The 18,717-nt window shown below is 65.8% G+C and carries 24 protein-coding genes, 4 tRNA genes and 1 pseudogene; 18 read left to right on the top strand and 11 right to left on the bottom strand.

Features of this window, described 5'->3' with window-relative positions; all coding sequences use genetic code 11:
* Positions 1-16 precede the first annotated feature (16 nt).
* The 6 genes and pseudogenes from G6N26_RS08630 to G6N26_RS08605 all read right to left on the bottom strand — a co-directional run bounded on the left by G6N26_RS08630 (position 17) and on the right by G6N26_RS08605 (position 4,379).
* The gene (locus G6N26_RS08630) at positions 17-406 is read right to left on the bottom strand and encodes a hypothetical protein (protein ID WP_232067583.1); all 390 of its coding nucleotides are present in this window, start codon (positions 404-406) and stop codon (positions 17-19) included.
* A gap of 277 nt (positions 407-683) precedes the next feature.
* Entirely contained in the window at positions 684-1,499 is an 816-nt protein-coding gene (gene istB, locus G6N26_RS08625) for an IS21-like element helper ATPase IstB (protein ID WP_083020620.1), read from the bottom strand.
* Positions 1,465-2,711: pseudogene (istA, locus tag G6N26_RS08620) on the bottom strand (IS21 family transposase). The gene istB and the pseudogene istA overlap by 35 nt, the downstream one beginning before the upstream one ends.
* A gap of 171 nt (positions 2,712-2,882) precedes the next feature.
* Positions 2,883-3,515: a hypothetical protein gene (locus G6N26_RS08615; protein WP_139799179.1), complete on the bottom strand. Its 633-nt coding sequence runs from the start codon at positions 3,513-3,515 to the stop codon at positions 2,883-2,885.
* A 20-nt stretch (positions 3,516-3,535) separates the two neighbouring features.
* The gene (locus G6N26_RS08610) at positions 3,536-3,826 is read right to left on the bottom strand and encodes a DUF732 domain-containing protein (protein WP_083019259.1); all 291 of its coding nucleotides are present in this window, start codon (positions 3,824-3,826) and stop codon (positions 3,536-3,538) included.
* 370 nt (positions 3,827-4,196) lie between these two features.
* Positions 4,197-4,379, bottom strand: coding sequence for a MerR family transcriptional regulator (locus G6N26_RS08605; RefSeq protein ID WP_083019257.1), 183 nt, complete (start codon positions 4,377-4,379; stop codon positions 4,197-4,199).
* Between the two features lie 603 nt (positions 4,380-4,982).
* Here G6N26_RS08605 and G6N26_RS08600 point away from each other — a divergent pair.
* The 14 genes from G6N26_RS08600 to G6N26_RS08535 all read left to right on the top strand — a co-directional run bounded on the left by G6N26_RS08600 (position 4,983) and on the right by G6N26_RS08535 (position 14,657).
* On the top strand, positions 4,983-6,122 hold the full coding sequence (locus G6N26_RS08600; protein ID WP_083019255.1) for a tyrosine-type recombinase/integrase: 1,140 nt from the start codon (positions 4,983-4,985) through the stop codon (positions 6,120-6,122).
* Positions 6,123-6,290: 168 nt separating this feature from the next.
* Entirely contained in the window at positions 6,291-6,536 is a 246-nt protein-coding gene (locus tag G6N26_RS08595) for an excisionase family DNA-binding protein (RefSeq protein ID WP_083019253.1), read from the top strand.
* Positions 6,533-7,312: a hypothetical protein gene (locus G6N26_RS08590; RefSeq protein ID WP_083019251.1), complete on the top strand. Its 780-nt coding sequence runs from the start codon at positions 6,533-6,535 to the stop codon at positions 7,310-7,312. Before G6N26_RS08595 ends, G6N26_RS08590 begins: the two co-directional genes overlap by 4 nt.
* The gene (locus G6N26_RS08585) at positions 7,309-8,112 is read left to right on the top strand and encodes a hypothetical protein (RefSeq protein ID WP_139799178.1); all 804 of its coding nucleotides are present in this window, start codon (positions 7,309-7,311) and stop codon (positions 8,110-8,112) included. The genes G6N26_RS08590 and G6N26_RS08585 overlap by 4 nt, the downstream gene beginning before the upstream one ends.
* Entirely contained in the window at positions 8,109-8,549 is a 441-nt protein-coding gene (locus G6N26_RS08580) for a hypothetical protein (protein ID WP_179960306.1), read from the top strand. The genes G6N26_RS08585 and G6N26_RS08580 overlap by 4 nt, the downstream gene beginning before the upstream one ends.
* Complete coding sequence (locus G6N26_RS08575) at positions 8,546-9,586, top strand: hypothetical protein (RefSeq protein ID WP_083019247.1); 1,041 nt, start codon at positions 8,546-8,548, stop codon at positions 9,584-9,586. Before G6N26_RS08580 ends, G6N26_RS08575 begins: the two co-directional genes overlap by 4 nt.
* A complete protein-coding gene (locus tag G6N26_RS08570; RefSeq protein ID WP_139799177.1) occupies positions 9,583-9,816 on the top strand; it encodes a hypothetical protein in 234 nt (77 codons plus the stop codon). Before G6N26_RS08575 ends, G6N26_RS08570 begins: the two co-directional genes overlap by 4 nt.
* Complete coding sequence (locus G6N26_RS08565; RefSeq protein WP_083019243.1) at positions 9,813-10,196, top strand: hypothetical protein; 384 nt, start codon at positions 9,813-9,815, stop codon at positions 10,194-10,196. The genes G6N26_RS08570 and G6N26_RS08565 overlap by 4 nt, the downstream gene beginning before the upstream one ends.
* Before the next feature lie 301 nt (positions 10,197-10,497).
* Positions 10,498-10,761, top strand: a complete 264-nt coding sequence (locus G6N26_RS08560) for an RNA polymerase subunit sigma (RefSeq protein WP_083019239.1) — start codon at positions 10,498-10,500, stop codon at positions 10,759-10,761.
* Between the two features lie 49 nt (positions 10,762-10,810).
* Positions 10,811-11,596 (top strand): aldehyde dehydrogenase, encoded by a 786-nt coding sequence (locus G6N26_RS08555; RefSeq protein ID WP_083019237.1) that lies wholly within the window; start codon positions 10,811-10,813, stop codon positions 11,594-11,596.
* 91 nt (positions 11,597-11,687) lie between these two features.
* On the top strand, positions 11,688-12,104 hold the full coding sequence (locus G6N26_RS08550) for a hypothetical protein (protein ID WP_139799176.1): 417 nt from the start codon (positions 11,688-11,690) through the stop codon (positions 12,102-12,104).
* A gap of 161 nt (positions 12,105-12,265) precedes the next feature.
* Entirely contained in the window at positions 12,266-12,451 is a 186-nt protein-coding gene (locus tag G6N26_RS08545) for a ribosome modulation factor (protein ID WP_083019233.1), read from the top strand.
* Between the two features lie 171 nt (positions 12,452-12,622).
* A complete protein-coding gene (locus G6N26_RS08540; protein WP_083019230.1) occupies positions 12,623-13,807 on the top strand; it encodes a Fic family protein in 1,185 nt (394 codons plus the stop codon).
* A 109-nt stretch (positions 13,808-13,916) separates the two neighbouring features.
* The gene (locus tag G6N26_RS08535; protein WP_083019228.1) at positions 13,917-14,657 is read left to right on the top strand and encodes a hypothetical protein; all 741 of its coding nucleotides are present in this window, start codon (positions 13,917-13,919) and stop codon (positions 14,655-14,657) included.
* A 14-nt stretch (positions 14,658-14,671) separates the two neighbouring features.
* Here G6N26_RS08535 and G6N26_RS08530 read toward each other — a convergent pair whose 3' ends face one another.
* From G6N26_RS08530 to G6N26_RS08510, 5 genes are all read right to left on the bottom strand, one after another.
* Positions 14,672-15,580 carry a tyrosine-type recombinase/integrase gene (locus G6N26_RS08530; protein ID WP_179960305.1) on the bottom strand — a complete coding sequence of 303 codons (909 nt, stop codon included), beginning with the start codon at positions 15,578-15,580 and terminating at the stop codon, positions 14,672-14,674.
* A complete protein-coding gene (locus tag G6N26_RS08525) occupies positions 15,577-15,819 on the bottom strand; it encodes a hypothetical protein (protein WP_083019226.1) in 243 nt (80 codons plus the stop codon). Before G6N26_RS08525 ends, G6N26_RS08530 begins: the two co-directional genes overlap by 4 nt.
* Before the next feature lie 355 nt (positions 15,820-16,174).
* Positions 16,175-16,249, bottom strand: a tRNA-Val gene (locus G6N26_RS08520).
* A 16-nt stretch (positions 16,250-16,265) separates the two neighbouring features.
* Positions 16,266-16,339 (bottom strand) — tRNA-Cys (locus tag G6N26_RS08515).
* Positions 16,340-16,367: 28 nt separating this feature from the next.
* A tRNA-Gly gene (locus tag G6N26_RS08510) sits at positions 16,368-16,440 on the bottom strand.
* Positions 16,441-16,622: 182 nt separating this feature from the next.
* Here G6N26_RS08510 and G6N26_RS08505 point away from each other — a divergent pair.
* From G6N26_RS08505 to G6N26_RS08490, 4 genes are all read left to right on the top strand, one after another.
* A tRNA-Val gene (locus G6N26_RS08505) sits at positions 16,623-16,694 on the top strand.
* A 205-nt stretch (positions 16,695-16,899) separates the two neighbouring features.
* Positions 16,900-17,346, top strand: coding sequence for an SRPBCC family protein (locus tag G6N26_RS08500; protein WP_083019269.1), 447 nt, complete (start codon positions 16,900-16,902; stop codon positions 17,344-17,346).
* Positions 17,347-17,608: 262 nt separating this feature from the next.
* Entirely contained in the window at positions 17,609-17,788 is a 180-nt protein-coding gene (locus tag G6N26_RS08495; protein ID WP_232067550.1) for a hypothetical protein, read from the top strand.
* Positions 17,789-17,875: 87 nt separating this feature from the next.
* On the top strand, positions 17,876-18,715 hold the full coding sequence (locus G6N26_RS08490) for an enoyl-CoA hydratase/isomerase family protein (protein WP_083019223.1): 840 nt from the start codon (positions 17,876-17,878) through the stop codon (positions 18,713-18,715).
* Positions 18,716-18,717: the final 2 nt, after the last annotated feature.

Below are 18,717 nucleotides of genomic sequence, written 5' to 3'. Positions count from 1 at the left end.
TCTATCTTTTAGCGGTTCAGCTGTATAGCGCCTGGCCGCCAGCACCCCCGAGTGCCGAGATCGCGATCTGGGAGAAGGCCGATCCCAACCATTGGGCCACCTGTTTGGCCTTGCTGCGCTCAGGCTCGGGGATCGACTGGTCTTCGCCGGCTGCTTCGAACGCGGCAATGAGGCGTTCGACGATGTTCTCGGGTGTGGGCCATTGCCCGGCCAATCGCAACGCGGCGCTGGTGGGTGGTCCAACGAAGATGACGCCACCGCCCCAGGTGCCTTTTGCCTCTTCAAAATAGGGCTCCCGGGATAGTGCCCGAAGCGCCCGCTGCGTTGTGTCTTTGTCGAATCCGGTTGCGCTCTCGATGTCGCTGGCGCGGATCACCGCTCGCCCGGTGTTCTCGTAGATCTGCACCAATGCCTTGAGTATTGGTAGGTCGCGGTTAGCCCACGTGTCTTCGATAGCTGTCATTACTCCATTGTCTGCGAAATTGCTGCTTCATTAATTCGAGATGACCCGATGGCTGCTCGTCGTCTAGCAGCTGGTCGATGTGCGTGGTGGACGGTGGGCGACCTTCCGCCTCCCACACCGTGCGGCGTATCGCGACCAGTAGCTGTAGTTCCGAATCGATGGTCCCTGTCGGCTCCGGTTGAATCCTGAGCAGCCTGCTCCGGTTGAAAAGTGAGCAGGTTTACGGAGTTGAGTCTGCCTGACGATCGGCTTCCACGGAGGGTAGGGATTCGATCGCAGTGTGTTTGATGCGGTAGCTGGCACCTTTGAGGGCGATGACGTCGGCGTGGTGCACGATCCGGTCGATCATGGCTGAGGCGATGGTGGCTTCGCCGAAGACCTGTCCCCAGCGTGAGAACGGCAGGTTGGAGGTCAGGATGATCGACGATTTCTCGTATCGGGTGGAGACCAGTTGGAAGAACAGGTTGGCCGCTTCGGTGTCGAACGGGATGTAGCCGACCTCGTCGATGACGATGAGCCCGTAGCGGCTGATCTTGCGGAGTTCGGCTTCGAGCCGGTTGGTGCGGTGGGCTTCTGCCAGTCGGGTGATCCAGCCGGTGGCCGGGGCGAAGGCGACGCGGTGTCCGGCGTGGGCGGCGGCGATCGCTAGCGCGGTCGCCAGGTGGGTTTTGCCGGTGCCCGGTGGGCCGAGCAGCACGACGTTGCGGGCCTCGGCAAGCCAGCCACCGGCTTCCAGTCGGGCGATCTGAGCGCGGTCGACGGCGGGTTGGGCGGTGAAGTCGAAGTCGGTGATCGTCTTGATCGCCGGGAACCCGGCATACCGGATGCGTTGACGTGCACCCGATTCCGCACGGGCATTCGATTCCACCGCCAAGACCGCACCCAGGTAGTCCTCCAGCGACCAGCCGACGTCGCGGCCCTGTTCGGCCAGCCGGTGGTAGTGCTCGGCGATGCGCGGAGCCTTGAGCAAGCGGGCCTGATGTGCGATGAGCTTGTCGGCGTCACCGGGCGCTGACGGTGTGCGCTTGGCGGGCATCAGGCGACCTCCCGGTTCCGAACCGCGCGTCGTAGGCACTCAGATCGGCCACCTCGACGTCCACCGCCAGATGCGACCCGCGGCCGGACGAGCCCGGAATTGCTCCCGCAGCACCGCTGCAGCCGCAAGATGGCCTGGATCGGTGACCAGACCTGCTGTGCCCCAGAGCCTTTGATGGTCAGCGACTAATCGGTCACCGCAGTGAGCGGTGATCTTCTCCAACCCGGTGGTGACGGTGATCATCCGCCCGATCACCTCCGGGTGCACCGAGTACGCGTTGCCGCCGGCACTGACGTAGTAGTCGCGACCCAACCGCGTCGTGACCGTCGTTCCCGTCACCGGGGCCATCGGTGGCAGTGCGGCCATCACCGCCCGATCCACCGCGAGTGCATCGGCGGGCACCAGGCCCGTGGTCGCGTGGGTGCGGCGATTGGCGATCGTGGCCAGCCACGCCCACAGTTGGGTGTTGAAGTCCGCGGGCGAGGAGAAGGCGCGGCCGGGCAGGAACGAGGTCTCCAGGTAGCCGTTGGCCCGTTCCACGAGTCCTTTGGATTCGGGGTCGTACGGTCGGGTCTGGATCAGCCGGGTGGCCAACACCCCGCAGAACCCGACCACGCCCTCGGCGAGGCGACCGCGTTGACCGATACCGGACTCGTTGTCCCACAACAGTGTTCGGGGAACCGCGCCGACATCCTGCACCAGTTGCCACATCCCCGCCAGCAGATCCCCAGTCACTCGCGACGGGATCATCATCGCCGCGATGTACCGCGAATATGCCGCAACCATCACGAGCACCGGGAACGACCGAAGCACCCCGGCGTGATCGGGTACCAGCGCTCCGGGAAACCACAGGTCGCACTGCACCTGCTCACCGGGCCGATGGACCAGTCGGTCGCACGGATCGGCTGGAGCGTACTCCGGGCGGATCCTGGCCACATTCTCGGCGAACCAGGAATGCCCACCCGTCCAGCCGACCCGTTCGGCAATCACGGTGGCCGGCATTGTTGGGAACTGGCCCAGCAGCACCCGTACCGCAATCTCGATCTGCGCCCACGCCGACGTCGTTGACGGTGCGCGTTCATAGCGTGGTGGTGCCTCAGCGCTAATCGCCTTGGCCACGGTGTTGCGCGATAGCGACAACCGCCGCGCGATCGCGGCCTGCGACAGGTTCTCCGACCGATACAGCCGGCGAATCTCCGCCCAATCCTCCACAGTGATCACTCTCCAATCAGAAGGGTGCTCACTTTTCGACCGGAACTACCTGCTCACTTTTCGACCGGAGCCGACAGGTCCCAATGTCACGCATGTCGGGAACTTAAGCCTGCGCGCCCCGCGCTGCACTTCACCCGGTTCGTCAAACAACGAACAAGTCATACTTCACGGTCAGATGACCCGTTGGACGACCTTCCCGTCGGTATCAACCTGCCATCGCCGCCCAGATGAGTCGGTGTATGCCAACGCAACATAGTCGGCGGGGTTATTCGGGAGCTCATTCGGATAGAGGTAAAGCGATTGGTCTGATTCGATCGACAGATGCGGAAGGTCAGCAGCCGTGTAGTAGCTCCCTTTTGGCTTCGGGTGGAGCTCGACGGATGATAGCCGCAGGGGACTGACCTCCCTCCCGCCCATGACAAACCTGGTTACCTCAATCTCGAAAATTCGGCCTGTACGGCGATTGTTGGCTTTCACGCCTGCCATTCGTATAGGCGCATTCGTAGCGTCCCGTTCGTAGAAAATATCGGCGGTCACCCGGACTAATCCGGCCTCTCTGGCAAGGTCGGCTAGGAGTTGCTTTTCGACGTGGCGACGGTCGCTGACCGCAATCCATAGCGCCACTACCGCGGCGATGAAACTGCTAAGGGCCCCGAGCCATTGCCCAAAGCCGGTGTACCACTCCACCGATTGGCCGCGATCATGCGCGATTTGGCTGCCGGCGAAGAGCACGATTAGCGAGGCCGCGGCCGCTGCAATAGCCCAGAACCACACACCGCGTGTCCGCGTCGGCTTCGGAACCATCCCGTCATAGAGGGACTCGACTAGTGCAGGGTGTCCGGGCAGAGATCGTGTTGCGCGATGTCGACGATCGTCGGGCCCAACGCGTTGTAGTAGATGCCGAACGTCTGAGCGGCCGTGGCCGGTGACTCACCGCCGCGGATCTCACCGCACACCCGGTACCCGTCGCTGACCGCCTTCGCTGGAATCAGGAACGGCACGCCCCGCGCCTGCAAATCAGCGAGATAGCTCTGTTCGTCGGCGTGAGCTGCCGGCGCCGTGACCGCCGTCGCCGCGCAGGAAAGCAGTGCGATCGCGATTGCGTGGCGAATCATGCTGTCACCTCTCACCGCTGCTGGCTAGCAGACCCCGCCGATCGAGTGCCCGCAAACATCCAACGGCGGGAGGGTGCATCCGGTCAACGCCAGAGTGAGGGCGGTGAACAGTACCGCAAGCTTCGTCCTCATCAGCATATGGGCAGGTTAACGCACAAATATCGGCCGTTTGCGTTTATTGGCAGAATTCGTAGTGGCGCTCAGCAAAAGACGCCAGGAGTTCCACACGCCGGTACTGATACCTCCCACATCCGCAGCACCATCGCGGCGACTTCATCGAGGCTCTACGTCTTGATGCCCCGCCCGGGCTCGGGCTCGTTGCTGGCGGCGTTCACGCCTGCCTCTGTTCGTACGCCGGCAGGCGATCGGCCTAGCGCCGCAGCTCCTCGTGTGTGAACTTAAACTTTTTGCCGTCGCGCACCGCGCCGAGGACACCGGCGCGGCGCAGTTCACTGATCCGCTTAGGGGTGGTGGAGACCAGTTCGGCCGCGCCGTCGGCGTCATATAGCAAGCGGGTTCGGGCAAAGTCCCCCGACAACGGCTGCGCTTTCATGCCGCCAACATTATGTCTGCGCGGCAGGCGATGTGAACAACATGCGCCCCCGGAAAGCGCCTTATTCGGGGTGAATCCTGGCCGGTGGGGTACGCTGGACGCGCGTACCCCACCGCTGACGGCCCCTGTCAGATGTCGAAAGTGAACATTCCCCAGGTGCAGCCACTTGCCAAGACAGTGGTAGCGGCAAGGGTGGCGAACAAAGCGAGTCTGCGAACCGTAGAGAGTAAGTCGCCCCCCAGCCGCAGCTGTCGCGACGGATGAGGGCGGGCAGTGATTCTGGTGCTGGGCGTTGTTGCGGTCATGGCTAGCGGAACCTCTCTATACGGGTTGCTAGCATCCCGGCTGACCAGTTCACGTGTAGTTCACGTCACCGGCTCCTCGTCTCAGATTATGCCTCTGAGCATTGCGAAACCTGGTGCGCGATACTGGGATTGAACTAGCTCAGACCGTTTGCTGGCGGATATGGTCTGACCTCGTGTTTCTCGCTTTGACCTGCGAAGTCGAGATTTGACGGAACGGATTCACGCGGAACCATCCGGAAGCAAAGTATGCTAGCTCAGGTCATGTCGAGGTCATGACCTGAGAACTGGGAAGGTGACAGTGGCGCGAGGATCTGGCCGCAAGGACCGCGCCAGCGGCACGTTCGGCAGCGTCGACAAGCTCGCGACCGGCTACCGTGCCCGCTACTACGGCCCGGACGGACGCCGGTATAAGGCGCCCACGCTATTCCTGACGAAACGGGACGCGCGGTCCTGGCTATCGCTGCGGCAAGCTGAGATTGTCGCAAAGGCGTGGATGCCGCCGGGGTCTGACAGTGAGCCGAAGCCGAAGCTCACGTTCACTGAGTACGCGACGCAGTGGCTCGCCACGCGCCAGGTCGGCGGGCGTCCGCTGAAGGAACGCACCGTCGAGCACTACGAGAAGCTGCTCGAAGAGCACATCACCGACACGTTCGGGCAGCTGCCGATTGCATCGATAACGGCCGACGATGTGCGCGCCTGGTACGCGAAGACGTTGACGGGCAAGCCGACGATGCGATCGCACGCTTACGGGCTGCTGCGCACCATCATGGCGACGGCGGCGAGCGACGGGAAGATTGCCGCGAACCCCTGCATGATTCGTGGCGCCGGCACGGCGAAGCGCGTCCATAAGGTCCGGCCGGCGACGGTCGCTGAGATTGGCGTGATTGCCGACGAAATGCCGGCGCAGTGGTCGCTCATGGTGTTGTTCGCCGCCTGGCTCGCGATGCGCTTCGGGGAGCTAACGGAGTTGCGCCGCAAGGACATCGACCTGACCGATGAGGTGGTCCGGGTGCGGCGCGCAGTGGTCCGCACCGATGACGGATTCAAGGTCACCACACCAAAGTCCGACGCGGGTGTCCGCGACGTGGCGATCCCGCCGCACTTAATCCCGGTCATTGAGGCGCACCTGTCCAAGTACGTCGGCGCCAAGCCTGATGCGCTGCTGTTCCCGGCCGTCGGCGGTGGACACCTGGCGCCGGCGACGCTGTACCGGCGGTTCTACACCGCGCGGGCGAAGGCCGGCCGCGGCGATCTGCGCTGGCACGATCTGCGGCACTCCGGCGCCGTGCTCGCCGCGGCGACCGGCGCCACGCTGGCGGAACTTATGGCGCGCCTTGGACATTCGACGCCAGCCGCGGCGATGCGCTACCAGCACGCCGCGCAGGGCCGCGACCGCGAGATAGCCGCGCTGCTGTCCAAGCTGGCGGCGAACGGGTAACTCGCCTGACGCGGAGCCTGTTTGACATTTAGCGGAATCTCGCTACCGTTGCTGCTACGCGGGTATCGGCGTCCGGGGGCAGTTGACCGGAGCACACTTGGTGAGCGTGAGTTTGTCCCGACCATCGCCGCGAAATATTCATCCACTCTTTGATGGGTCTATTTCGCGATGGCAGCACTTCCCGCACGTACGAAAACTCCTACGCCGCAAGGTCCTAACCGCGCCGAGCGCCGAGGTCGCCGTTACGCCACGCTTGAGCAGGCCGGCGAGTACATCGGCGTCACCTCCCGCACGATCCGGCAGATGATCGCTGACGGGCGGATCACCGGATACCGGAACGGCCCCCGCATCGTCCGCGTCGACCTCAACGAACTTGATGCTGCCATGCAGCCGTTCGGCGGTGCGGCGTCATGATCCGCGACGTTGCCGCCTTCACCGCCCGACTGAGCGAATTGGTCGAGCATCACCAGGGCGCCGACGCCGGCGAGTTGGCAGGGAAGCTGATCGGACAGATCGACCCGGCCGCGTACCGGGATCTGTTGCGCCACTTCATCGAACCCGAGGTCGAATGGCGCCTACGCGCCCGGGCCCGTAGCACTGAGCAGGACGCCCGCCGGCGGGCTCAAGTCGAAGCGACCAAGCCCCTGCCACCGGCGGCGTCGGTCGAACCTGAGCCTGAGGACTTCGAGAAGCTTTATCGTGACCCGTCGCTGTGGGCGCTCGGGAGCGGCAAGCCCGACCGCGTGTGGTTTAACGCCAACCGCCGCAACAAATTCGGTTCGTGGTGCCGTAAACGCGACGGCCGCAACGGGTTCGACGCCTGGCTTGATCGCGCCCTCAACGCCGGCGTCGACGAGGACTTCAAAATGGACTGGATCCCGAACTATATCCACCACCAACGCACGGCCCTCGTCACCAAACTGATACGCGACGTAGCCGACGAGGTCCGCTTCGAAGTCACCGCCGAGCTACTCGACACCATGTTCGCGACCGGCGACGGCACCCGCGTCAGCTGGGGCGACGCCACCATCGCGCAGCACACGGAACGCGTCGACACCCTGACCAAGATGATCGCCGGCACGAGCGAAACCGCGGCCATGCACATCGCTGCGGTCCGTATGTGCGAGGGCGCCGGGGTCGACACGCTCAGGCAGATAAGCATCGGCGATGCCGAGCAGGGCGCGGCATGACGAAAGAGAGAAGCCGCCGACCCGGGCAGGATTCGGCGGCTCCAAAGCATCTGGTGGGACGCTTCGACCAGCATAGCGCGGAGCAGCGTCGGCGGGCCGCTATCTCGGCGGCAACCCGCGTACTCCAAAAATGCTCAGCCATCGACCCGACGGTTCTGAAACCGAACGACGCGACGGTGCTGGCGTGGGCCGAACTCATCGCCGAAGCCGGCCTCGAAGACGACACGGACCGGCTGCTGGAAGCGGTGACCTGCGTCTACTCGACCGTCCACAGCGATGCATTCCGGCTACTGCCCACGCATGTCATCACCGCGGCGCGGGAGCTTCGTCAGGAAGCGGCGATGCGCGAACCGACCGCGCGTCTGGAAGCCCGCCAGGACGCGCGCGACAAGGCGCTGGCTGCCGCCGAGGACGCCGACGAACAGGCTGCCGCCGCCGACGGCATGGTGCCGATTCGGGACGTCAGCCCGTTCATCGTCGCGTGCCTCCATCCGCCATGCTCGGCGCCGGTCGGCAAGCCCTGCACGGCGCCGGCGCGCGGCCGGGAGCGGGAACGCGCCCTGTCGTATTCGAGAGCGCACCCGAACCGGATCGCGCGCGCGGTTGCAGAGCGTGCACTCAGCAGCCCGCAAGCCCACCAGGCAGCGGAGGAAGCCGTCCGCCAGGAGCAGATGCGGGCCCTCGCCCGCTACGACGAACACAACCCGCGGCAAGTGGACGTCATGGACGCCGCCGAGCGCGCCAACCTGTACCGGCTGGCTGGCCGGCTCGCCGAACGCCCCGAAGGCGAAGCACCGTGAGCGCCGAGCACACCCGCGCGCTGGTCGACCACGACCGGACAGCCTGCTTGTGTAGCGACGGGCTGCCCGGTTACTGGGCCGCGGTCTGCGTCACCGCATCTGGCGACGATGTGCTGTGGCTGGTGTGTGTCGACGAACTCGACGCCGAACACCCGCGGCACGGCAACGGCGACCAGCCGCACGAGCAGCCCGGAAGGCTGCCGGCGTCGTGGCGGCGCCGCATCTTGGGTGACCCGCGCTGTGGAGCACCAACACACAACGGGCGACCGTGCCGAATGAGAGTCGCTAATCACGGCGACGTGTGCGCGGTTCACAGCAAGCCGCGGTGCGGCGGCTGCGGGCAGATCATGTTCCATCAGGGCGGCGTCTGGGGCTGCTTCGGATGCGACCCCGAGCGGTATTGGACACCGCAACAGCAAGTCGGCGGTGCACAGTGAAGCCGCCCGAGTTCTTGAAGGTGCTGCCCGCCGATATCGGCCGCGTCGGCTGCGCGGGCGCGTGCGTGCTGGCGCTCGTTCGGTACGCCACGGCGGTTTCGGATGGTCGTGGTCGTGAGGTCATCGACGGCGAGACGTGGTGGCGGGCAGGCTACGCCGACATCAGCGCGTCGCTCGGCGCTACCCGCGATGCCGTCCGCCGAGTCGTCGTGTCGCTCGTGGAATCCGGCGATCTGGAGGTGTGCACACCGGGCGCGAGCGACGGCGACCAGACCCGCGCGTACCGGCTCAGTGAGCAAGGCTCAGACCTGCCAGTTGGCGAATCTGCCATACCTCCGACCTGCCAATTGGCAGATTCGCCACAGGGAGAGCCTGATTCGCCAAGGGGGTATGGCGAATCCGCCAGGGGGGGTATGGCGAATCCGCCAGGGGGGTATGGCGAATCCGCCAATTCTTCCTCTCCTTACACAGAACTGGAGAGAACAAAAGAAGGAGAAGCGTTCCAGCGCGAACCGCTCGACGTCGAAGTCGTCGACGACCCCGCCGACGACCCACCCCCAGACTCATCATCAGCTGACGAAGCGCAGCCGCTCGAAGCCAAAACAGTCGAACCGGCCAGCCGCGAGGTTGTCACCCAACGCAACGACGGCATGGACAAGGCGACGGGACAAGTCGTCGACGAACCGGCCAGCCCCGACAACCTCCCGGCCGTGAACGGCACACCGAAACCGGACCCACGCGGCACCCGACTCCCCGACGACTGGATGCCAGACCGAGCCGTCATCGAGCAGATGCGCGCCAAACACCCCGACGTCGACCTCAAAGCCGTTCACGAAGAGTTCGTCGACTACTGGCGCGGCGTACCTGGTGCGCGCGGACGAAAACTCGATTGGAACGCCACATGGCGCAACCAAGTCCGCCGAGCGGCGGGCAGGCAGCAGCCGCGCCGCCGCCACGGCTCGGCTGTCGAAGACAAGATCAACGGCTGGTCCGCCGTCGAACAACGTCTCACCGCAGACGAAGGGGGACCGTGGTGACCCGCGGCCGGGGTAGCGCCGAGCAGGCCGCGCGCGAGGAACGACTGTCCGCGATCCGCCGGTGCCGCCGCTGCGACCCATGCGGATGGCTGCTCGGCCCGGACCGCACACCCGTCGACCCCGCCCGCCGATGCGACCACGGCGCACCGGCCACGCCACCCGCAGTCCGAGACATCACCGAGCCCATCCATCAGCCCGACTTGTTCGACACCGAGGAGAACCATCCATGACCAACTGGGCCACCATGGCGACGTTGCTCGCTGATTTGCCCAACCTCCGCGGAGCGCGCTGTGTGAATCGGGCGGATCTGTTCGAGCGGACTATCGACGAGTACCGCGTCGACGGCCGACCCAGCGCGGAAGAACTCGACGCAGCCCGCGCCGCCGCGCTTCGTCTCTGCCGCGCGTGTCCGGCCGTGCAGCTGTGCCGCCGCTGGCTAGACGGGCTGTCGCCAGCGCGGCGTCCGCGCGGCGTCGTCGCCGGCCTGGTCGTCGGATCGACCGGGCTGCCGTCGAAGACCGGGGCGACAGCCGAGCGCGACGCCGACGGTGTGCTCACCCGCCGCCTCCTGCGCGGTCCGTGCGATCGCCGAGAGCCGGCCGGCCAGTGAGCGGCCTTGCACCGCACCACATCAGCGCCGCCGCTTACCTGATCGGCCAGGTGCTCGACGAGCGGCGCCGATTCGGCCACCCGATCCCGTCATGGTTGCGCGACCTCCACGAAGCGTTTTCCCGAGCCGTGTCCGCAAACGGACACCAAACGTGCCAAACCGGCTCTGCCCCTTCACGCTTGGAGACGACCGCAGAACAAGCCCAACGGCTCGGTGTCAGTGAGCGCACCATCCGGCGCCGAGCAGCCCGCAAGGGCGTCAACCGGACCGCCGGCCGATACCTGTTCGAAAGGCACGACACATGACCGACAGCACCAACCGCGACCGCAAGTTCGCACACGCGTTCTTCACCGGAGCAGACATCCAGCCCGAAGACGACCAGGACACCAGCGAGTTCACCGACGAACAACGGCAATGGGCGAGAGAGCTTTTCGCCGACGACGAGGACAAGCCGCTGCTCGCTGGCCTTGCCGGCGGACGCACCAACGGCCGGACCTCACCGCCCCGGGTCGAGCCCGAAGACAAGGGGCGCTGGTTCGACCGCACGCCGATCGTCGACGACTAACCCCCCGGCCCAACGGAATCACTGATCCTCGCGAAAGGAAACCCCAGCAATGCAGCACCTAATTTCGGCGCGAACCCACGCGCAGAATGTCGCCAAAGCCGCAGACGTACTCGGCGTCCCGCTGCCTGCCGCCTACGCCAAACAGGTCGACCAGGCGCAAGCGTTCAGCGATGCCGCCAACCGAATCGGCGTAACGACAGGCGATCTGCACGGCGCCGTCTTCGCAGCCATCGAGAACGGCCGCGACTACCACGACGACCCCGACGTCACGCGCCTGCTACTCGACCGCGTGCTCTCTACGCAGAACATCGGCGAGTCCGCCCGCCGCCACGGCGACGACCTGCTCGCAGCCGCGCTCGCCGACCACGGCGACGACATCCTCGAAGGCTGGGCCGACGCGCTCACCGAGCACTCGGACGCGCTCGCCGCCGCCGCCGAAGCGGTGCCCGCCCTTGACCTCACCGATGGCCGCGCTGCCGGCGCCAAAGGCGGCGACACCCTGCGCCATTGGGCGGCAGCGCGCACCGCTCTTGAAGCCTGGACCGCAGCCGAGCGCGGCTTCTACGCCTTGGCCACCATCGCCGGCATCAACTACACCGGCCGAGCCGCGCTCATCCTCACGCCCGCACGCAAAGCCGACCTCGAACCCGCGATCGACCTGGCCCGCAAACAGCGGACCGACGTCGACGCTTGGACCCTGGCCCGCCGCGGGATCCCGCTGCGCCTCGCCACGCTCGGCGACTTCATGTCGCGTTCGGCTCAGTACAGCGCCGACAAAGCCGCCGAAGCCCGCGCCCGCGAACAACGCCGCCTCGAAGCCGGGTTCAACCGATAGACCGCTTGGGCCGGCGCGTATCCCGGTGGCGTTGTGACGTAGGGCGCCAGCGCCGGCCCGAGCCCACCACCACGAGGACCAGGACCAGGACGTGACCAACCCGCGATACGCCAACGGATACCGCCGGCGCCAACTCCGCGCACGCGTACTCCGAGAAGCGGACGTCTGCTGGATCTGCGACGAAGTAGTCGACAAAGAACTGCCGACGCCGCACCCGCTCAGCCCCGAAGTCCACGAGATCCACGCAGTCTCACTCGGCGGCGACCCACTCGACCCCGCAAATACAGTTCTCACCCATCGAGTCTGTAATCAGTGCGTCGGAGCCACCGGCCAGCACCGCGGAACCTGCATCCTCTGCCGCCGCGCCACCGGTGTCGTCAACGACCACAACGGCTACGACTACGACTACGACGACAGCCACGCACCAGCCGGCCAACACTGCGACCGCTGCGGAGGCATCCACCACCCACGACCCGGCGTCGCCTTCGTAACCAGCCGCACATGGTAAACCAGCAAGCCTCTGACCAGGGGGAATGACCCGTGGGACGGGCCCCAAGGCGACCCCATGGCCTAGCGCCTGCCCTCCCCGCCCCCAGGAAAAAAACAAACCGCTGATCGCGTGGGATCCGCCGCTGTGGGCCCGCGTTGGTGGATGCTTGGCGGGTGGCGATGCGGCAGGAGGCGACGCGCGCGCTGCGCGCCGGCTGGAGCGCCGATATCGGCGCCGTGAACCCGTATCGCGGCCAGCTGGTCTTGGCGAAATGCTGGATGGCCGGCTATCGGCGGATGCTGCGGGTGCGCATCGAGACCGGACCCGCGATGCAGAAGTATCTACAGGCACGCGCCCGCGGATAGATCATCGCGACGATCCCGAGATCGCACTGCCGGAAACACGCCAACTCCACTTGCTTTCGTCGTTTGCGTCACCAAGCGAACCGGGTCTTCGCTTGTTTTCGGTCAATCAAAACCAAATGAGTTTGAATTTCGCGAATGTAATATCAACCCAAGGGCCTGTACACTTGGATTGTGCAGGTAGAGCGCTTCGCCTCAAGTCCGATCGGCAATCTGTGGCCGATCGCTGGCACCGACGGCCGTAACGGCCGATCTTACGAGCACTCGGCGTACGTCGCTCATCCGCTCGGCGTCGAGCCTCAACTCGATGGCGGAACATGGCGGGCGGTCACCCGCGCTAGCCGGGCACTCGCTCACCTAGACCAAGCTTCGCGACAGGTACCCAACCCCCGGATACTCCGCCGGCCCACGTTGAGCCGTGAGGCGCAAAGCACTTCCGCGCTCGAAGGTACGTTCGCGCCCATCGATGACGTCTTGGCGGCTGACCCCGCCGCCGACGAGGACAGAAGTGCCGCACTGATGGAAGTCCTCAACTATGTGGACGCGGCTGACGTCGCTTTCGATTACGTCGCTGAGCATCGCACCATCACGACCAGCCTTCTGTTCGACGCACACCAACAACTCGTCAGCGGAACAGACTCCGAGACGCGGGACGCAGGCCGTGTCAGGCGCTGCCAGGTCGCGATCGGCAGCCCCGACGGAACGATCGAGTCGGCGAGATTTGTCCCTATGCCGCCCGGTCCTGAGCTAGAAGCCGCCGTTCGCGACCTCGTGGGATGGATCACCACAGGGGGGGACAGAGACCCGCTAATTGCCGCCGCAATGACCCACTATCAGTTCGAGACCCTGCACCCGTTCAATGACGGCAACGGCCGCATCGGACGGCTACTGATCGTCCTCCAATTCATGATCGACGACCTTCTCCAAGAGCCGCTGCTGAGCGTGTCACCTTGGTTCGAATCCCGTCGAAGCGAGTACGAGGACGAGCTCGCGAAGGTGTCGCAGACCGGTGAATGGGACTCGTGGATACGGTTCTTCTCGCGCGGAGTCGAGGCCTCAGCGATCGACACCGCTCGCCGCGTCAATCTCATGCTCGACGCCCAGCGCAATTACGTGCAGATTCTCCAAGACAGCGGGTACAGAGGCGGCGTTGCGCGAGACATCGTCGAATCTCTCGTCGACACTCCGATTGTCCGCGTTCCTGCACTCGCGCGGCGTTTCAACAAGACATCGCAGGGCATCGACACGGCCGTGAAGAAGCTGGCGGCACTAGGCATAGTTGACGGCCCGTTCGGCAGCTATGGGCGGTACTACGTCGCTCGCGAGGTGTACCGCGCGATCACGGCCGCGGCACCCTAGCGGTAAGCACAGCGTATGGGGGGACGCGCTGAGCCCGGACAAGATTGACGCGCTGTGGGCGACGTTCGCATCAGACGTCGACCGAATGATGGACCGGGTTAACGATCCTATGGACTTCGCGGTGTCGCAGGGGTCGTCGTTGGCCGGTGACGACCGGGCAAGCGATCCTTTTCAGGTTTCGCATGCGGTGCAAATGTGCATCGTGGCCGGTGTCGATCACCTACATGCGATGAAGTCACTTCTCATCGACCTCAACGTGCTTCACAGCGCGGCGCCGTTCACCCTTGTCCGCGGTGCGCTCGAAATTCTGTCGTCGGGGTTCTGGATCTTGCATCCGGCGAGGCGAAGCGTTCGCGTCGAACGCGTGTTGCGTTGGCATGCCAAGAACTTTCACGACCAACACCCTGCGCTCGAATCACTCGACATGTCTGACGCGGCCATGAAGAAAGCCAAGTATGCGCGGCTTGGTGCGATCGCAAGTCGCGGTTCCGTTCAGGCTGACGTGACGGGCGGATACCGGAGCACTGAGGCGGTCACCTACGCGGACACGAACGCGCCGACGTCGAAGCCTCTGCTTTCCTGGCAGATGTGTTCCGGCTACGCCCACGGTCGGCCGTGGGTGTATCTCGGGATGGCCGACGACGAAATGTTCCAAGAAACAGACGAACCGGGCGTCCTCAAGGCGCGAGTGACAAGTGATCCGGGGAAGCTGCTGTACCCGAGTTTGCACGCGCAATGGCTGATGAAGGATCTCGTCGACCTGGTGGAGCGGAGAGCTACGAACCCGTTCGAGCAGTCACAGCGCGCAGCCGACGACAGGGCGAGGGTGCTGCGGCTCTCATGGCCGTAGCGGCGACCGTCTACTCAGCACCCCGCGGCCATCGCCGCGGCCCGGATCTCGTCGTCGTCGACTGCGGTGTACCGCTCCGTCGTCGCGACCGATGAGTGGCCGAGCAGAACTTGCACGGCCCGCAGATTGCGGGATCCGCGGTATGCCCTGGTGGCGAATCGGTGCCGCAGGGTGTGCGCGGTCCAATGGTCTGGCAGGGCGCCGGTCATGAGCTTGCCGACCCACCGCGGCGACAGGTGACCGTCGTCGGTGCCGGGGAACAGGTAGCCGTCGATGGGGTGATTTCGTATCACCCCATCGGAAAGGGTGTCCGTCAGACGTACCCCCTTGGCGACGGGGTATGTCTGACATAGGGCATCGGCGATCGCCGCGGCCAGGTCGTCGCCGAGCGGCACGACGCGCAGTTTGCCGCCCTTGCCGTGGACCAGGAGCTCGGCGCCGGCCGGCCCGCGGGTCAGATCGCGGCGATGCACGCGCGCTATCTCGGCACGCCGTAGGCCGGCCTCGGCCGCGAGACGCAGCATCAACCGCACCCGCGCATCGGCGCCGGCGATCGCCGGCGACCACACCGCATCGGGGGCCGGCCGCGGCGCCGGCGCAGCCGCGCGCATCACCGGAAGGCCGGCGGCTGGGTTCGTCGCCAGGTGGCCGGCGCGGTGCGCCCACCCGAAGAACGACACGGCGGTCGCGCGGTGACTGCGGCGCGTCTCAATCGCCCACTGTTGCTTGCCCATCCACGCCAGGATGCCGGCCGTCGTGACCCGCGCCGGCACGCATCGGAGCCCGCGGGCCATGAAGGCCAGATGCCCGCGGCGGGTGGCGATCGTGGCCGGCGACCGGCCCGCGCCCGCCTCAGCCACCAGGTACGCCTCGACCAGGCCGGCCCATGCCGGTGGGAACGGTCGGGGCGCGGGCCCGCTCACATCGTGTCCAAGATGTTCGCGGCGACGTCGAGCGCCTGGGCGACGCCGGCGCGGTCGACGCACGGCCACCGGCCGGCCCGCACCGCCGCGGCGCGGGACCGCATCGAGCGGGCCGGGTCACCGCGTAGGCAGACGTCGAAGCTCAGCGCGGCGACCAGAAGTTCGCCGTCGTCGACCGGCAACCCGGCGAAAACGCCGGCGGCGTCGAGTTCCGCGAGGATTGCATGGGTGGTTGTCATGCGCTGAAGCTAACCCACCGGATACCGAATTGCCAAGGGCTGCAAGGTAATTCGTACATATGTCGCTACCAGCGCAAATGTCGGAATCGGACATATGTCGGGACCGGCACAAACGCCGCGGCTCGTCGGGCGCCCTCGCGACGGATGCTGCTGTTGTCGCCGGCCGCGGGGGACGGGGCGCAGCAAACTGCGGTTCGTCGGTGAATGAATCGCGCGATCTGGTCGCGTTGGTCATCGGGCGTGGATGACGAGTGATGAACGGCCGCGTGACACAACCGCTCTCGGGTTTTGCAGCGAGTCAGGTCATATCTAGGTCACGCGGGCCGATTTTGCGGATGAAACCGCAGGTCAAACATGGTGCGCGATACTGGGATTGAACCAGTGACCTCTTCCGTGTCAGGGAAGCGCTCTCCCGCTGAGCTAATCGCGCCGGGGAACCAAAATCTTGGAGGTGGAGACGGGAATCGAACCCGTGTGCACGGCTTTGCAGGCCGTTGCCTCACCACTCGGCCACTCCACCGTTGGGATCCACGCCACTTGCACCTTCGAGCGGATGACGGGATTCGAACCCGCGACCCTCACCTTGGCAAGGTGATGCGCTACCAACTGCGCTACATCCGCGCGCCACGGGCGAGATCGTCGCCCGGTGCGAAGCACGACGATAGTCCACGTGAGCGGGCACATACAAATTTCTTGGTACGCGCCGTGTCTAGGCTATCGCGTCGCGCCTGGCATGCCGATGCGGCCGGTATTGTCGGGGTCTGCACGTGCTAGTCTTCGACCTCGTTCGCCATCTCGGCGCCGGTCCCGTGGCTCAGTGGGAGAGCGTCCGCTTCACACGCGGAAGGTCGCTGGTTCGATCCCAGCCGGGACCACACATCGACACAGGTCAATGACCAGTCGGCCCTTTGATCCACCTCACTAGCCTCCGCATCCTCGCGCTGTAGCGCCCTGGCCTCACCCGACGCCTCCCGCACCGGGTGGCGGCCCACTCCGTACCCCGTGTCGGGTTAACCGCTCGGCGAGATGAAGTCGCGGCCGGGCGCGCTGCCCTTGCCGGATCGAGCCCAGTGGGCCACCATGAACCCCGTGAGTAAGGTAACCCTAACTACCGAGCTGCCGATCCCGGCCGAGACCGCGGCCGCCCTGGCGCGCAAGCCCGAGCTGATGCGCCACGTGCTGAGCCCGGTGCTGCGGATCTACCGCCTCGACGTCCCCGAGCGCATCGAGGTCGGCACCCAGGGATCGGCGCGGTTCTGGTGGTTCGGGGTGATCCCGGCCTGGACCCACCACCTGACCATCAAGCGCCTCGAGCCGACCGAGATCTACACCAACGAACACGGCGGACCGGTCCGCACGTGGAACCACCGCCTGACGTTCGAACCGATCGACGAGCACAGCTGCCGCTACACCGACGAGATCGAAACCGACGACGGCCTGCACGGGCTGCTGACCCGCGCCTTCGTCCGGCTCATGTTCCGCCACCGGCATCGCCGATGGCGAAAGCTCGCGCAGATCCTGCGATAACGAGAACAGGTTCGCGAAAAGACCGTATCCGTAAAGCAATAGCGCAGCATCGGCGCGCAATACAAAGCGCCGCGCGACTATTACCCACTCCTGCAACGGGGTACAGCTGTAGATGACGACTCACACAGCACTACAGGAAGGGATCATGGGAGACACGGCTCGAGATCCGCTCGATCATCAACGATCCAGCCGCCCACGGGTTGGCCAAGCTCTGAAAAATCCCGCCAAAGCCCCGGGTTTGCTTCTCGTGGGGGCCGGAGTAGTGGCGTTGGCAATCTGCCTCGCGTGCTTCGCCGCGGGCCAGGTTGGCGCTGGAATCGCCGCCGTCGTGGTGGCGTTGCTGGCGGCCGCGGCCGGGCTGGCCTGGCTGACGAGGGAAGCGCGCCGCCTGCGCGAACTGGAACGCCAGCACGCGAGCACCGGGAGCCGCGGCCGGCCCTGAACCCCTCGGAGCTCGGTATCGGGGTGGCGCCCGAGGCCGCGGATACTGTAAGAGCTACAGTAGCGGCGCCGACCCGAGAGGAGCCCCGTGGCGCAGAATCCTTCGACACCGCCGAGCACCCCACGTCCTCCCGAGGGAGACTGGCTGGGCACACCCTATCTGCGCTTCGAGCGTCAGGGGCCGATTGCGGTGTGCACGATCGACCGCCCCGAAGCGCGCAATGCCCTGAGTCCCGCGATGTACTTCGGAATCCGTTACGCCGTGGGACGTCTCAACGAGGACCCGGATCTCGCCGGGCTGGTGCTCACCGGAACCGGCGATGTCTTCGCGCCCGGCGGCGACATGGGCGGCGGGGGAGGCGAGGACAACTGGATCACGTTCGGCTCCGCGCTGGGCATGGACGTGACGCCTTTCGACGCGGTGCGAACCTCCGCCAAGCCCATCGTGTCCGCGGTCAACGGATTGTGCCAGGGCGGCGGATTCCAGATCGCGTTGTGCAGCGACCTGTCGGTGGTCAGCGACCGCGCGACCTTCCGGGTGCCCGAGTTGTTCCGCGGCTACGCCGACACCTACTACAGCCAGATGCTCACCCGCGTCGTCGGCCCGGTACGCACCCGCGACCTCATGTTCACCGGACGGGTGCTGACCGCGGTCGAAGCCCTCGACTGGGGTCTGGTCACCCGGGTGGTGCCGCACGAGGGCCTGCTGGAGGCGGCGAAAGACGTGCTCGCGCAATGCTGTCGGACCGCGCCGCGCGCCCGCGGCGTCATCAAGTCCAGCATCGACAGCTACCTGGGGCTGTATGACCGCATCGGCATGAGCTCCAGCCTGTCCGACGCCGAGGCCATCGAGGGCTTCCGCTCGTTCAAGGAACGCCGCTCGCCCGACTGGGTGCATCCGGAACTGCGCGTCGAGGGACGCCTGTAACG

This window comes from Mycobacterium marseillense, from assembly GCF_010731675.1.
Taxonomy (GTDB): domain Bacteria; phylum Actinomycetota; class Actinomycetes; order Mycobacteriales; family Mycobacteriaceae; genus Mycobacterium; species Mycobacterium marseillense.
Note: the sequence above shows the minus strand (reverse complement) of the source record. Positions and strands in the feature narration are given on the sequence as shown.